The organism is Yersinia canariae (genome assembly GCF_009831415.1).
GTDB classification, from domain to species: domain Bacteria; phylum Pseudomonadota; class Gammaproteobacteria; order Enterobacterales; family Enterobacteriaceae; genus Yersinia; species Yersinia canariae.
In genome coordinates this window covers 1891349-1905703 of the sequence record NZ_CP043727.1, presented here as the reverse complement: position 1 = coordinate 1905703, position 14355 = coordinate 1891349, and the positions used below count along the sequence as shown (strand labels likewise).

The following is a 14355-nucleotide window of genomic DNA, read 5'->3' as shown; positions in this document are numbered from 1 at the left end:
TTACAATGACGATGAAAACAGATATGAAAGTTCCTTCTTTTAATCGCTCACTACTGCATCCACGTTATTGGCCGACTTGGTTCGGTCTCGGTATTCTCTACCTATTAGTGCTGCTTCCCTATCCCGCCATCTACGTCATGGGAACCTCTCTTGGCCGTTTTTCCATGCATTTTCTCAAACGGCGCAAACAAATAACGCAACGCAATCTGGAGCTATGCTTCCCCGATATGCCACAAAGTGAGCGGGATGAGTTGTTGGTTAAGAACTTTGAATCCGTCGGCATGGGGCTATTTGAAACCGGTATGGCGTGGTTTTGGCCAAACTGGCGTATTGAGCGCTGGTGCAGTGTCAGCGGGCTGGAACATATCCAACAAGCCCGTGATGAAGGTAAAGGTGTTTTGCTGATAGGTTTGCACTTTCTAACACTGGAGCTGGGTGCGCGTATTTTTGGTATCTATAATCCGGGGATTGGCGTTTATCGCCCGCATGACAATAAAGCTATGAATTGGATGCAAACCTGGGGCCGGATGCGGTCAAACAAAGCTATGCTCGATCGTAAAGACCTTAAAGGAATGGTGCGCAGCCTCAAGCAAGGTGAAATTATCTGGTATGCGCCAGACCATGATTACGGCCCACGCAGCAGTGTATTTGTACCTCTATTTGCTGTAGACCAAGCCGCTACCACCACCGGGACTTATCTACTGGTGCGAATGGGTAAGCCCGCAATCATTCCTTTTACACCGCGTCGTTTACCCGACGGCAAAGGCTATCAACTGATTTTACAGCCGGCAGTGGATAACTTCCCATTGGATAATGAAGTTGAAGCGGCGGCCTTTATGAATAAAGTGGTCGAAAAAGAGATTGTGCGCGCGACGGATCAATACATGTGGCTGCATCGGCGTTTCAAAACCCGTCCAGCAGGTGAACCTTCGCTGTATGAGTAACTTCAGCTACTCCCAGCAATCGCTCGGGAGTAGGCATACCGGGCCTTGCAGACGCGAGGCTGATGAATATCCGAGCCACAATGGCAGCCCGCACAACCTTAGCTTGAAAGATCCAGAGATTACTTATACGAAAAAGATATTACAGATGATAATGATAATTAATTTACATCAATTTTTTTGATACAATCAGTCAGTATTATCCAATAGAAATATAGTACGAGTCTGACGATACTGAATTAATTTCTCTGAGTTATCTTCTGGTTATCCCCTAAATAATTCGAGTTGCAAGAAGGCGGCCAACGCACATGCGCTTGAAGTATGACGGGAATATTTTTTCTTGATAAGGATATATATGCTCGCAACTCTTAATCTCTGGTTCACTCGACTGACAGACCATCCTAACGGCGGCAAACTCTTATTACGCCTGACGTTCGGTATTTTAATGTTATTTCATGGTGTGGCAAAAATTCAGCACGGTACCAGTTGGATAGCTGAGTCTTTACAAGCGCAAGGTATTCCCAGTTTTGTTGCTTATGGCGTTTACATTGGCGAGATTATTACTCCTCTTCTGATTATTCTTGGCTTGTTTACCCGCCCTGCGGCATTTATTTATGCTGTTAACCTGTTAGTTGCTGTATTGATGGTCGGAACAGGAAAATTCTTTACTTTGACGCAAGTGGGTGCTTGGGGTCTGGAAAACGAAGCAATGTATTTCTTGGGTGGCGTGGCTATCATGCTGCTGGGAAGTGGCCGTTATTCCGTCACTAAAAATGAAGCTTACCGCTGATAACAAAGATTGATATTTTACTGTAATAGATGAGCTGCTGCGCTAATCGCGCAGTGGCTTTTTAATAAAAACCAACATTCATCTCATTGATGTCAATGCACTATAAGCGCATACTTACCAAGCTAAGTATTTTACTCTTGCGCTTTGCTGCCCCTTTCAAACGCCCCAATCGACGAATAAAGAGACACAAAGCAATCAGTTTGTTTAAAAAACAACCCTTGCTTAATCGGTAATTTATGACCTCGGCACCACAACCTATTAACTGGAAAAGAAACTTATTTGTCACTTGGTTAGGCTGCTTTCTTACTGGCGCGGCATTCAGTTTGATCATGCCATTTCTGCCACTGTATGTGGAAGAGTTGGGTGTGAGTGGTCACCAGTCATTGAATATGTGGTCGGGTCTGGTATTCAGTATCACTTTCCTGTTTTCGGCTATTGCCGCGCCTTTCTGGGGCAGCCTTGCTGACCGTAAAGGCAGAAAAATCATGCTGTTGCGCTCTGCACTTGGCATGGGGATAGTGATGGTGCTGATGGGCATGGCGCAAAATATTTGGCAATTCCTGGCCTTGCGCGCCCTGTTAGGGCTTTTGGGGGGATTTATTCCCAATGCCAATGCGCTTATTGCGACACAGGTACCGCGTAACAAAAGCGGCTGGGCACTCGGCACCCTCTCAACCGGCGGGGTCAGTGGGGCATTAATCGGGCCATTGATTGGTGGGCTGTTGGCCGACAACTATGGCCTGCGGCCAGTATTCTTTATCACTGCCGGCGTCTTATTCGCCTGTTTTGCAATGACCTGGTTCTGTGTCAGAGAACAGTTTGCACCCGTCTTGAAGAAAGACATGCTCAATGGGCGTCAGGTTTTTAACTCACTGAAAAACCCTAAGTTAATCCTCAGTTTGTTTGTCACCACCATGATTATCCAGATTGCGACCGGCTCTATTGCGCCCATCTTGACGCTGTATGTGCGCGAACTGTCGGGTGATATTCATAATCTGGCCTTTGTCAGCGGCATGATTGCCTCAGTCCCTGGTGTTGCTGCGCTGATAAGTGCGCCTCGATTGGGCAAACTGGGGGACAAAATCGGGCCAGAGCGCATTTTGATTGCCATGTTGGCATTATCCATCCTGATTCTTATCCCGATGGCCTTTGTTCAAACTCCCTTGCAACTGGGCATTCTGCGCTTTTTATTAGGTGCCACAGATGGCGCATTGTTGCCGGCGGTGCAGACCTTACTGATTTATAACTGTACGAATCAGGTCGCGGGTAGGATTTTCAGTTATAACCAGTCATTCCGTGATGTCGGCAATGTCACCGGCCCACTATTAGGGGCGGCGGTGTCGGCCAGCTATGGTTTCCGTGCGGTATTTTGCGTCACGGCAGTGGTCGTCTTGTTTAACGCCCTTTATTCTTACTGGTGCTTGCAACGCGCCCCGTTAAAAGCACAGCGCCGCGACATTCAGCAGCATGATAACTGAGTCAAAATAGCGCTATTAAGCCCACGAAATGCACTTCCTGCTGATAACCGACATTGCTTTGCACTTTTTCTGTCTAATTTCTCACCCCAATACCGTGATAAAGAGCCAAATAATCTATCAATTTAAGCTTTAACTGATTGATAAATGCAATGCATGTCGACTTTTCATCTAAAAATACGATATAACCCCCGGTGGAAATTAAAAAATGACGTTATTATTGCGTTAAATTCTACTGTAACGAGTGTTAAACCTGACCACTGGCCGCAGCGCCAAAGCGTTGACACTCGATGATGGCTTATTCGCTCATTTTAAGGCGATTCTATGGGAAGACTTTATGCAAACCTCTGTTAACACCCCTGGCGGTCGTACATTCTTTGGGCATCCCTACCCGCTCAGCGGACTATTTCTTTCCGAAATGTGGGAGCGATTTTCGTTCTACGGCATCCGCCCTCTCTTAATTCTATTTATGGCGGCTACCGTTTTTGATGGTGGTATGGGCCTGCCCCGTGAGCAAGCTTCGGCTATCGTCGGTATTTTCGCCGGCAGCATGTATCTGGCCGCGTTGCCCGGCGGGTGGCTGGCGGATAACTGGCTTGGACAACAACGCGCCGTCTGGTATGGCTCGATTCTGATTGCCTTGGGCCACCTGTCAATTGCCTTGTCGGCCTTTTTCGGCAATGACCTGTTCTTTATCGGTTTAGCATTTATTGTGCTCGGCACTGGCCTGTTTAAAACCTGTATCTCGGTCATGGTCGGCACCCTCTATAAGCCGGGTGATACCCGTCGTGACGGTGGTTTCTCACTGTTTTATATGGGAATTAATATGGGGTCGTTTATTGCGCCGCTGCTCTCTGGCTGGTTGCTGCGAACCCATGGCTGGCACTGGGGCTTTGGTATCGGCGGGATTGGTATGCTGGTAGCATTACTTATCTTCCGTGGCTTTGCCATACCGGCAATGAAGCGCTATGACGCAGAAGTTGGCCTGGACTCAAGCTGGAATAAACCCACTAACCAACGCCAAGGCGTCGGTAAATGGGTAACGGCTATTATGTTGGTTGTGGTGGTCATCATTGCCCTGATTTCACAGGGAATTATCCCGATTAATCCGGTGTTGATTGCCAGCTTGCTGGTCTATGTGATTGCCGCCTCCGTGACACTCTATTTCGTTTATCTGTTTGCTTTTGCCAAAATGAGCCGTAAAGATCGCGCCCGTTTATTGGTGTGCTTTATTTTGTTAGTGTCTGCGGCATTTTTCTGGTCTGCTTTTGAACAGAAACCGACCTCATTTAACCTGTTTGCCAATGACTATACCGACCGCATGGTGATGGGCTTTGAAATCCCGACCGTCTGGTTCCAGTCAATCAATGCGTTATTTATCATTCTGTTAGCACCAGTATTCAGTTGGGCATGGCCAGCACTGGCAAAGAAAAAAATTCAGCCGAGCAGTATCACTAAGTTTGTTATTGGTATTTTATGCGCTGCGGCAGGTTTTGCCGTGATGATGTATGCCGCTCAGCATGTCCTCAGCAGTGGTGGCGCGGGGGTTTCACCGCTGTGGTTGGTAATGAGTATTCTGCTGCTAACATTAGGTGAACTGTGCCTTAGCCCTATCGGGCTGGCGACCATGACCTTGCTGGCACCGGACAGAATGCGCGGTCAGGTCATGGGGCTGTGGTTCTGCGCCAGTTCATTGGGTAACTTGGCAGCGGGCCTGATTGGCGGTCATGTTAAAGCTGATCAGCTTGATATGTTACCGACTCTGTTTGCGCGCTGCTCCATTGCGCTCGTTATCTGTGCGGCGGTGTTGATATTACTTATCGTGCCGATTCGCCGGCTGATGAACAACACTCAGGGCCAACAAACTGCCTGATACTGACGCGATATCAATATTGTGATTGATATTGATATCGCATTCGCCCGCCGTTAAAGCTCCCACGCGCGCTGCTGCAAAACCACCCGATAACCATCTGTATCTTCGAAGGTTTTCCCACTAACATCCCAGTAAGGATTGTAAGAGGTGACCAGACGAAAACCGGCGGCCAACATTTGCTGGCACTGCCCTGCCCACTGCATTTCATCCGGCAGATAAAACACGAATAAGTTATCCTGCGTTGGTGCCCCCCCGACTCGAGTACCGCGATGATGAGTAAACTCTAAATGATAAGCATGATGTGGATGACCCAGAATAACGCCGTCAAATCCTTGATGATCAGTAAAATGACCGAGTTGGGTGAACCCTAATCCACAGCAGTACATTTCGCTGATTAAATGCAGATTATCGGTGGCTCTGGCAACGCGCATCACCGTGGCTGGTGATAATACTGGCGTCCCCTTAACTAAGTTGTTAGCGGGTAAATCACCGGGTTTGGATGACATTGGACTCTCCCCTGATAACACATTTGAATACTGAGGCGAAAAATGGAAATAAGGCTTGCACGCCCTTCGGATTACCCCGCCATATTACAGTTACAGTCACAAAATACCCCAGAAATTTTAAGCTCAGGGCAGCGCAAACAGGGTTTTATTGTGTCGCAAATGAGTGAAAAGCAACTGGATTCCATCAATCAGGAACTGGGTATTCTGGTGGCTATTGAGGATGAGCAGGTCACGGCGTTTGTTAATCATGATAACCCGCACTCACTCGCCGCACATGTGAAAGGGTTAAATATGACGCCGGCCTGTGAATTTAGTTGTCAGCAACAACATTATCAATTGCTGATTTTTGCAACTGCCGCCTAGCTTTACTCGTAAGGGCCGTGGCGGGCATCGATAGGCAGCATAAAGGTGTCGACAATCATTGATAATGGAACATCAATGACCGTGACATATTTCCAAGGCCCTTCGCGCATATCCCACTGCACTCCGGGATAATATTGGTGTCCATGCCCCTGCCCCGGTACTGTTCGACTGATAATACTGCCGCAACCGGATAACAGCATAATACCGGCCGCGAGAATAATAATGCGGGCCTGAATACGCCAAGGGCTTATCAGTTTAAACATGAGATTCAATCAACTCTGAGTATTAACAGAAAAACGGGCAATCCCTCTGCCCGTTTTCTTGACCATTGCCGTTATTTCGCGGCGGGGAATGCCTTCATATTATGCGCCAATTGGCGATAATACCCATTCCAAATTTGGTACTGTTCCGGCTGTTGCCAAACTTGCTGATGCAAACGCGACATCATGACCGGATCACTGAGCAGTTCCAAACGCCGCAATTTGGCCAATTTTTCTGGTCCGGCTTCCAGAGCATCTTTAACTCGCTCGCGACGATACTCATCAATAATTGCGCGAGTATGATACCGGGCCGTAGCCATGGCGCTCACTAACGCGTTATATGATGGGTTCATTACCGCATGGAAGAAACCATCACTTAATGCCCGCTGATGATTAAGTTTCAGATATTCTTCCGTCGCGACCAATTCCCGTGGTGGATTATATTCCTCAGGGATCAGGAATAATTTAGCCCGTTTACTGGCCAGACCCAAGGTACGGCGGCTGGAGAGAACAGAGACGACCGGAGACAGGATAAGCGAGAAGACGATGGGTGATAACCACCATAAGAAACGCAGATCCAGCCAAGCGACGCCTCCGGCCCAAACCACACCGAGCAACAGTTGTGGCCCGTGACGCACCATAGCTTCACTCCACGGCGTAGCATCATCATCGCGCTGTGGGGAGTTCCATTGCACTGACCAGCCGAGGAAAGCACTCACCACGAACACGGTGTGGAATAGCATCCGAACTGGGGCCAGTAACACTGAGAACAGCATTTCCGACAACATCGACAGCAACAGTCGAATTGCCCCACCGTACTCTTTCGCGCCTTTAGCCCAAATCAAAATGATACTGAGTAACTTGGGTAAGAACAGCAATACCAAGGTGGTGGAGAACAGGCCAATCGCCAATTCCGGCCGCCATTGAGGCCATACCGGGAACAGTTGGCGCGGTTGCAGGAAGTACTGCGGTTCCATCAAGGTATGCACGGCTTGTAGCGCAGTACACAACACCAAGAACATAAACCACAACGGCGCAGACAAATAAGACATAACACCGGTGAGGAACACTGCCCGGTGAACCGGATGCATCCCTTTGACCAAGAACAACCTAAAATTCATCAAGTTACCATGACACCAGCGGCGGTCGCGTTTTAACTCATCAAGTAAGTTAGGCGGCAACTCTTCATAACTGCCCGGTAAATCATACGCAATCCACACCCCCCATCCGGCCCGACGCATTAATGCGGCTTCCACAAAGTCATGGGAGAGAATCGCGCCCGCGAATGAGCCTTCGCCCGGCAATGGTGCCAAAGCGCAATGCTCAATAAAGGGTTTTACCCTGATGATGGCGTTATGGCCCCAATAATGGGATTCGCCCAGTTGCCAATAATGCAAACCGGCAGTGAACAATGGGCCATAAACACGGGTGGCAAATTGCTGAATTCGGGCATACAGCGTGTCCATACCGGATGCTTTCGGCGCAGACTGAATGATACCGGCATTCGGATTGGCTTCCATTAGCCGCACTAAGCCGGTCAAACACCCGCCGCTCATCACGCTATCGGCGTCCAAAATAACCATGTAGCTGTATTGGCTGCCCCAACGGCGGCAGAAATCATCAATATTGCCACTTTTACGTTTCACCCGACGGCGACGGCGGCGATAGAAAATTCGACCGTGCCCGTCAACATCACGACACAATTCCAGCCAGGCTTTTTGCTCTGCCACACAGATATCGGGGTCGTAACTGTCACTTAAGACATAAATATCAAAGTGTTCCAGTTGCCCCGTGGCGGCCACTGACTCATAAGTGGCCCGCAAGCCCGCAAATACCCGCTCCACGTCCTCATTACAAATAGGCATAATCAGCGCTGTCCGGTGTGCTGGATTTAACGCCTCATCCCCTTTGATTGTGGAGGAAATGCTGTATTTGTCCTTACCAATCAGTAATTGCAAGAACCCCATCAGCGCCGTCCAGAAACCGGCGGAGACCCAGCAGAACAAAATAGCGAACAGAATAAGAATGCCGGTTTGCAGTAAATAAGGAAGCAACTGCATTACCGAGACCTGCCAGTTCTGCTGCCAGATTTGAAACGGATCGATTAATGCCCAGCCCTGATAAGGCAAAATGGTCTTCATATAGCTGGTCGCGATGGTGGTTTGCAGCACAATCAGTATCAGCAAAATATAGCGGCGCAGAGAACCTACGCTACGCCATTTTTTCTCAGCGGCAGCTTCTTCATGTGTTTGAGCACGCGAAACAGGGCTGCGGCCCAGTAATGAATCCCAAAAACGCCCAACTGGATTGGTGCGCCAGGCCTGCGGCGCCATGCTGGTGCGTTTGATGGGCGGCATCGCGTGAATAACTGTACGCCCCTCATCATCTTGCGTCAGCAGTTTGCCATCATCCAATGCATCGGGCCATGCTGCTTGCAAACGGGCATTGACCGAAGCCAATGCACTGTCTTGCTCGCTAAAAACGCCATGTCCTGAGGTGCTGGCAGCTAACAACTGATGCACACGAGGAATGGTATCAGGCGAGCTGGTCAGCAGCACATCCTCAGGTAATGCATCATGCAATGCCCCTTGCTGCTGCGCAGTCAGGGGCAAGTCTGAAATATAATCCTGTGCAGGAGATTGATTTGACTTATTCATCGGCAGGTAGCTGATAGCTCCAAGTTTCAGTCAGGGTTTTATCACCATTAACCAGCGCCGCGCGCATTTCTATCGGTTTCTTGGCGTCCTTAACTTTCAGCCGCAGTGTCAAACGCCACCCCTTAGTCACAGGGTTGTAACGGACACTGTTTTCAATTAACTCACCATTGCCATCAACACTGACCTGCGGGGCCACGGGCGCATTTTCATCCAGTGATTTCAGCACCGGGCCAACAAAATCAACAAGGAAGGCGACACTGCCATCCGGCTCACGGATCAGATTTGACTGTTTCACATCACCGGTTGAGCGCAGAGTTTGTTTCACATAGGCCACATCAGGTGAATGTAATTTCTCTTCATCACGAGTGAAATGCACGCGGTAATTCAGATCGAGTGAATTCTTGGCGTCCGGTAATACATCCGGAGTCCAGAAAGCCACGATGTTATCATTGGTTTCATCTGCTGTTGGAATTTCGACCAACTCCACTTTCCCTTTGCCCCAATCGCCACGAGGTTCAACCCAAGCACTCGGACGCAAGTCATAGCGGTCATCTAAATCCTCATATTGCGAGAATTCACGGCCACGTTGCAGCAAACCGAACCCTTTCGGATTTTCAACCGTATATGTGCTGACCGACAAGTGTTTTGGATTATTCAGCGGCCGCCAAATCCACTCACCATTGCCCGCATGAATAGAAAGGCCATTAGAATCATGCAAAGCTGGGCGATAGTTCAACACCGCAGAGGGCTGACTTGGGCCAAACAAGAACATACTGGTTAATGGCGCAATCCCAAGTTTCTCAACTTTATCGCGCAGGAAAACTTTAGCCTGCACATCAATCGTGGTATCGCGGCCCGGATAGATAACAAACTTATAAGCACCGGTTGCACGCGGAGAATCCAGCAATGCATAGATAACTAAATGTTTATCATTAGGTTTTGGTCGCTCAATCCAGAACTCACGAAAACGTGGGAATTCTTCACCGGAGGCCAATGCTGTATCAATTGCCAAGCCGCGAGCAGAAAGACCATAAACCTGGCCTTTGCCAATCACCCGGAAATAACTGGCACCCAGCATGCTGATTATTTCATCTTTTTTATCCGCTTTGTTAATTGGATAAAGGACCTTAAAGCCGGCAAAACCTAAGTTTTTCACTGACTCAGGGTCATGCTTGACTGAGCCGAAGTTAAAATAATCCGGGCTATAATTGATAGGTTTCACACTGGTCGCGGTCACTTCATTAATTTGCACCGGCGTGTCGAAGTACATACCTTGATGATAAAACTCTAACTTAAAGGGCGTATCCAGTTTGTTCCAATACGATTTGTCATGGTTAAACTGAATTTGCTGGTAATCGGCAAATTTCATTTCACGAAATTGCGATGGCAGATTACTTTTCGGCGCTTCGAAACTTTTACCCGCCAGAGTCTGTGCCTGTTTAGCCACATCATCTAACGAGAAAGCCATTGCCTGAGAAGTGAATAATGACAGCAAGAGAGTCACCCCTAGCCATCTGACGCTATTCGCGCGTGACCTTTTTGACATTCTATTTACGTTCGACAAAATATTAACTCCCACATCTCCCTCCTAAATCACAACAGCCAAATTATTGACGGTTTATCCAGCAGGTCAAGCAGATAACTCCCGGCTATTGTTATGCCCGGAGTGACACTGCTTGCTCATTGTTTAAACCAGTGGCTAAGCCACAAGCCTAGCAAGCCAGGCTAAAACACGCTATGGAAAATTATTAACCCTTATAGTAGTGTTTCTTGTCGTACTGATCCATTGATAACGTATATAGTTACCAATGAATAAATAACATAAATAAATACTCTGGCCAAAATCGGATACCTTATTCTAATTCCGATAACAAACTGCGAATAAGTATGAAAAAAAACACTAACCAACGGGAGTACTTTTTAGACGCCATTCGCGCCTATTTGATGTTACTCGGCATTCCTTTTCATCTTTCTCTTATATACTCCAGCAATCATTGGGCGGTGAATAGCGGCCATCCTTCATTAGGATTGACGTTATTGAATGATTTTATCCATGCTTTCCGCATGCAGGTATTTTTTGTTATTTCCGGCTATTTTTCGTTCATGTTATATCAACGTTATGAGCGCCGGCGCTGGCTTCAGGTTCGTCTGGAGCGGGTGGTTATCCCATTAATTACTGCTATCCCACTCATTACACTGCCACAGTTTTTCTTACTTAAGTATTACACCAACAAATTACAAGATTGGAATTCATTTACAATTTATCAAAAAATAAATATTGCTATTTGGGAAGTTGTTTCGCACTTATGGTTTTTGTTAACACTCACATTACTGACGGGTCTCTGTTTTTACCTGTTTCAGAAAATGAAGAATAAACAGCACTCAATTCCTGCCTTGATAAAGGGAATGAATAACATAGGAAAAGTCTCACTATTATTGTTTCTATTTGTGTTCATTTATTCAGTAATACGGAGAATAATATTTCTTCTTAACCCAGAAATACTCTTTAACAGTGTCTTTAATTTCTTTGTTATGGAAACCGTGTTTTATCTGCCATTCTTTCTTTTGGGTGCTTATAGCTTTATCTACCCGCCACTCAAACAGGTTTTTCTGACATTTTCGCCCGGCGCATTGCTCGCTTCAATTTTGTTATTTGGTGCTTATTATCTAAACCAACATATTAATACTGCTGATTTTTTCTCCTTTGAACTGGACCTTATCATCAAAGCATTAATGGGCGTAACCATGACCAATGTGGTCTATTCTCTTGGGCATAGATTACTGAACTACCCTTCCGCTCGCATCACTTACTTAGTGAATGCCTCTCTTTTCATCTATCTGGTCCATCACCCATTGACCTTGATTTATGGCGCGTTCGTGACCCCTCAGATTGACAACAATGCCCTGGGTTTTATCTTCGGAATGGTCTTTGTTTGCCTAATTTCGTTTATATTGTATGAGGTTCATCGCCGTATTCCTTTGCTGAAATTCTTGTTTTCTGGCAAGCCGCAGCAGCAAACGGCGTGATCAAAGTATTAACCAATGGAATAATGTTATTGCTAAGCGTTCTACTTATCCGCATACCGTTCTGGTCATAAAACCGCTACACTGTTAGGCCATCATGTGGATGCGGGATGGCAAATGCCCCACTGTGCGCTCTGCTTTCAGAGCAACTATCCTGTTGATTCCTTATCAGGATTTGTTTCACTTGCAGTGACAACAAAAAGAGGAATTGTGATGAGTAAGCAAGAAAATTTCGAGAAAAATCCCACATCTGATACTACGTCAGCCACCGAGTTCAGCACCTTGCTCGCCTTGGTCAGCCGCCTTAGCGGCGCGCTTGATAGCGCGATAACCGGTAAAGATCGCAGTGTATTAGTCAGTGAACTTTCACAACTTTCTGTCGATAACCTTCCTGAGCAGGAAGAATTAGTGACCACTGAAGCACTGAGAAGAGCTTTAGCGACACTAAAACGCGACTAAATTCATTATCCAACGCTCACCTTTGATTCCACACTGGGCGATTAAAGGTGAGCGAACTGATATCCCGCCCCTCTTCTGCCGCTTGCTGGACGCAACAACACTTATTCGGGGAAATAGCCGTTAAATATCCTTATTTAACGCATTGAATTGGGTCATATCTTCCCATCGAATCCTATAAATCTGTGTATAATAATTCTTCTCACCCCCTCATTTATTTATGATTTATATCAGGAGACCTCCCACATTGGACGCCATCACTATTAACAGCCTTTTTTTAATTGGCGCAGTGCTGGTAGGAGCCAGTATTTTACTGAGTTCATTCTCTTCCCGATTGGGCATCCCCATTTTGGTTATCTTTTTGGCCATCGGGATGTTAGCGGGCACCGACGGTATCGGTGGGATTGCTTTCGATAATTATCCGGTCGCGTATCTGGTCAGTAACCTGGCATTAGCCGTCATTCTATTAGACGGCGGAATGCGCACCCGAGCCTCCTCTTTCCGCGTCGCATTGTGGCCAGCCCTCTCGCTAGCAACTGTCGGGGTGTTGATTACGGCGGGCCTGACAGGAATGGCCGCGGCTTGGTTATTTGATTTAGATATCATTCAAGGCTTATTAATTGGCGCGATTATAGGTTCGACAGATGCGGCGGCGGTCTTCTCACTGCTTGGCGGGAAAGGCCTCAACGAACGTGTCAGCGCCACTTTGGAGATAGAATCGGGCAGTAACGACCCCATGGCCGTATTCTTGACCATTACCCTTATATCCATGATTTCAGCAGGTGAAACCAGCCTAAGCTGGATGTTTTTGGTACATCTAATTCAACAATTTGGTTTGGGTATCTTCATCGGGCTGGGCGGCGGCGGGTTATTACTGTTGCTTATCAATCGGATAGAGTTACCCAGCGGTTTATACCCATTATTGGCGGTCAGCGGTGGGATTTTAGTGTTCTCACTCACTACCGCAATGAATGGTAGCGGAATTTTGGCGGTCTATCTCTGTGGCCTGCTACTGGGCAACCGCCCCATTCGCAACCGCTCTGGGATTTTGCAGACTTTCGATGGGCTGGCGTGGCTTAGCCAGATAGGGATGTTCCTGGTCTTGGGGCTGTTGCTTAACCCAAGTCAGCTGCTGCCAATTGCGGTTCCGGCACTCATTCTCTCATTGTGGATGATTTTGTTCGCCCGCCCTCTGTCGGTATTTATCGGTTTGCTGCCATTCCCCAGTTTTAATTTGCGCGAGCGCATCTTTATTTCCTGGGTAGGTTTACGCGGTGCTGTCCCAGTCATTCTGGCCGTATTCCCTATGATGGCGGGCATACCCAACGCGAATTTGTTCTTCAATGTGGCCTTTTTTGTCGTCTTAGTTTCGCTGCTGCTACAAGGCACCAGTTTGTCATTTGCCGCGCGCAAAACAAAACTGGTGGTTCCTCCAGCGCTGGCACCGGTCGCCCGTATTGGTTTAGACATTGATAAGAATAATCAGTGGGAGCAATTTATTTACCAGCTCAGCTCCGATAAATGGTGTATCGGCGCGGCGTTACGTGATTTGAAAATGCCCAAGGAAACCCGTATTGCGGCCCTATTCCGTGGCAAAGACTTGCTGCACCCCAACGGCAATACCCGCCTGAAAGAAGGCGATATTTTGTGTGTTATTGGTCAAGAGCATGACTTACCCGCACTCGGGAAACTGTTTAGTCAGTCCCCCAGCATCCAGTTGGATGAACGTTTCTTTGGTGACTTTATTCTTGATGCCGATGCAAGACTTCACGATATTTCTCAGATTTATGGTCTCAATCTGGAGCCGGGTGTTGATAAACAACAAACACTGGGCCAATTCGTGCTCTATCTCTTTGGTGGTGAACCGGTTATTGGTGACCAGATTGAGTGGGATGGTCTGACGTGGACAATTGCTGAAATGGAATCTGACCGTGTGAGTCGGGTCGGGGTCAAAATAGTGTCTGATAAAGCCTGAGTATGAGGATAATTAACGGGCCAGACAGTCCCGTT

The 14355-nt window shown here is 47.5% G+C and carries 12 protein-coding genes; 8 read left to right on the top strand and 4 right to left on the bottom strand.

Annotation, left to right across the window (positions count from 1 at the left end; genetic code table 11):
- Nucleotides 1-23 precede the first annotated feature (23 nt).
- From F0T03_RS08795 to F0T03_RS08780, 4 genes are all read left to right on the top strand, one after another.
- Entirely contained in the window at nt 24-944 is a 921-nt protein-coding gene (locus tag F0T03_RS08795; protein ID WP_162527025.1) for a Kdo(2)-lipid IV(A) acyltransferase, read from the top strand.
- Between the two features lie 352 nt (nt 945-1296).
- Nucleotides 1297-1731: a DoxX family protein gene (locus F0T03_RS08790; RefSeq protein WP_145554609.1), complete on the top strand. Its 435-nt coding sequence runs from the start codon at nt 1297-1299 to the stop codon at nt 1729-1731.
- Nucleotides 1732-1967: 236 nt separating this feature from the next.
- A complete protein-coding gene (gene mdtG / locus F0T03_RS08785) occupies nt 1968-3209 on the top strand; it encodes a multidrug efflux MFS transporter MdtG (protein ID WP_159677886.1) in 1242 nt (413 codons plus the stop codon).
- 334 nt (nt 3210-3543) lie between these two features.
- Nucleotides 3544-5079, top strand: coding sequence for a peptide MFS transporter (locus F0T03_RS08780; RefSeq protein WP_145554607.1), 1536 nt, complete (start codon nt 3544-3546; stop codon nt 5077-5079).
- Between the two features lie 53 nt (nt 5080-5132).
- On the opposite strand, the gene F0T03_RS08775 is transcribed toward F0T03_RS08780, so the two are convergent.
- Nucleotides 5133-5585 (bottom strand): VOC family protein, encoded by a 453-nt coding sequence (locus tag F0T03_RS08775; protein ID WP_425511050.1) that lies wholly within the window; start codon nt 5583-5585, stop codon nt 5133-5135.
- 42 nt (nt 5586-5627) lie between these two features.
- Here F0T03_RS08775 and F0T03_RS08770 point away from each other — a divergent pair, with 42 nt between their 5' ends.
- Nucleotides 5628-5948 carry a GNAT family N-acetyltransferase gene (locus F0T03_RS08770; RefSeq protein WP_159677884.1) on the top strand — a complete coding sequence of 107 codons (321 nt, stop codon included), beginning with the start codon at nt 5628-5630 and terminating at the stop codon, nt 5946-5948.
- 2 nt (nt 5949-5950) lie between these two features.
- Here the strand turns inward: F0T03_RS08770 and F0T03_RS08765 are convergent, their stop codons facing one another.
- From F0T03_RS08765 to F0T03_RS08755, 3 genes are all read right to left on the bottom strand, one after another.
- Nucleotides 5951-6211: a YceK/YidQ family lipoprotein gene (locus tag F0T03_RS08765; RefSeq protein WP_159677882.1), complete on the bottom strand. Its 261-nt coding sequence runs from the start codon at nt 6209-6211 to the stop codon at nt 5951-5953.
- 71 nt (nt 6212-6282) lie between these two features.
- Nucleotides 6283-8865: a glucans biosynthesis glucosyltransferase MdoH gene (gene mdoH, locus F0T03_RS08760; protein ID WP_159677880.1), complete on the bottom strand. Its 2583-nt coding sequence runs from the start codon at nt 8863-8865 to the stop codon at nt 6283-6285.
- Nucleotides 8858-10411 (bottom strand): glucan biosynthesis protein G, encoded by a 1554-nt coding sequence (locus F0T03_RS08755; RefSeq protein WP_145554604.1) that lies wholly within the window; start codon nt 10409-10411, stop codon nt 8858-8860. Before F0T03_RS08755 ends, mdoH begins: the two co-directional genes overlap by 8 nt.
- A gap of 341 nt (nt 10412-10752) precedes the next feature.
- Here F0T03_RS08755 and mdoC point away from each other — a divergent pair, with 341 nt between their 5' ends.
- From mdoC to F0T03_RS08740, 3 genes are all read left to right on the top strand, one after another.
- Nucleotides 10753-11892: a glucans biosynthesis protein MdoC gene (gene mdoC / locus F0T03_RS08750; RefSeq protein ID WP_159677878.1), complete on the top strand. Its 1140-nt coding sequence runs from the start codon at nt 10753-10755 to the stop codon at nt 11890-11892.
- Between the two features lie 210 nt (nt 11893-12102).
- The gene (locus tag F0T03_RS08745; protein WP_162526921.1) at nt 12103-12348 is read left to right on the top strand and encodes a hypothetical protein; all 246 of its coding nucleotides are present in this window, start codon (nt 12103-12105) and stop codon (nt 12346-12348) included.
- A gap of 244 nt (nt 12349-12592) precedes the next feature.
- A complete protein-coding gene (locus F0T03_RS08740; RefSeq protein WP_145554601.1) occupies nt 12593-14320 on the top strand; it encodes a potassium/proton antiporter in 1728 nt (575 codons plus the stop codon).
- The last annotated feature ends 35 nt before the right edge of the window (nt 14321-14355 follow it).

Coding starts and splice junctions, on each gene's coding strand:
- F0T03_RS08780 (WP_145554607.1), top strand. CDS start 3,544: ATGCAAACCTCTGTTAACACCCCTGGCGGTCGTACATTCTTTGGGCAT.
- F0T03_RS08790 (WP_145554609.1), top strand. CDS start 1,297: ATGCTCGCAACTCTTAATCTCTGGTTCACTCGACTGACAGACCATCCT.
- F0T03_RS08765 (WP_159677882.1), bottom strand. CDS start 6,211: ATGTTTAAACTGATAAGCCCTTGGCGTATTCAGGCCCGCATTATTATT.
- mdtG (WP_159677886.1), top strand. CDS start 1,968: ATGACCTCGGCACCACAACCTATTAACTGGAAAAGAAACTTATTTGTC.
- F0T03_RS08770 (WP_159677884.1), top strand. CDS start 5,628: ATGGAAATAAGGCTTGCACGCCCTTCGGATTACCCCGCCATATTACAG.
- F0T03_RS08755 (WP_145554604.1), bottom strand. CDS start 10,411: ATGTCAAAAAGGTCACGCGCGAATAGCGTCAGATGGCTAGGGGTGACT.
- F0T03_RS08775 (WP_425511050.1), bottom strand. CDS start 5,585: ATGTCATCCAAACCCGGTGATTTACCCGCTAACAACTTAGTTAAGGGG.
- mdoH (WP_159677880.1), bottom strand. CDS start 8,865: ATGAATAAGTCAAATCAATCTCCTGCACAGGATTATATTTCAGACTTG.
- F0T03_RS08745 (WP_162526921.1), top strand. CDS start 12,103: ATGAGTAAGCAAGAAAATTTCGAGAAAAATCCCACATCTGATACTACG.
- mdoC (WP_159677878.1), top strand. CDS start 10,753: ATGAAAAAAAACACTAACCAACGGGAGTACTTTTTAGACGCCATTCGC.
- F0T03_RS08795 (WP_162527025.1), top strand. CDS start 24: ATGAAAGTTCCTTCTTTTAATCGCTCACTACTGCATCCACGTTATTGG.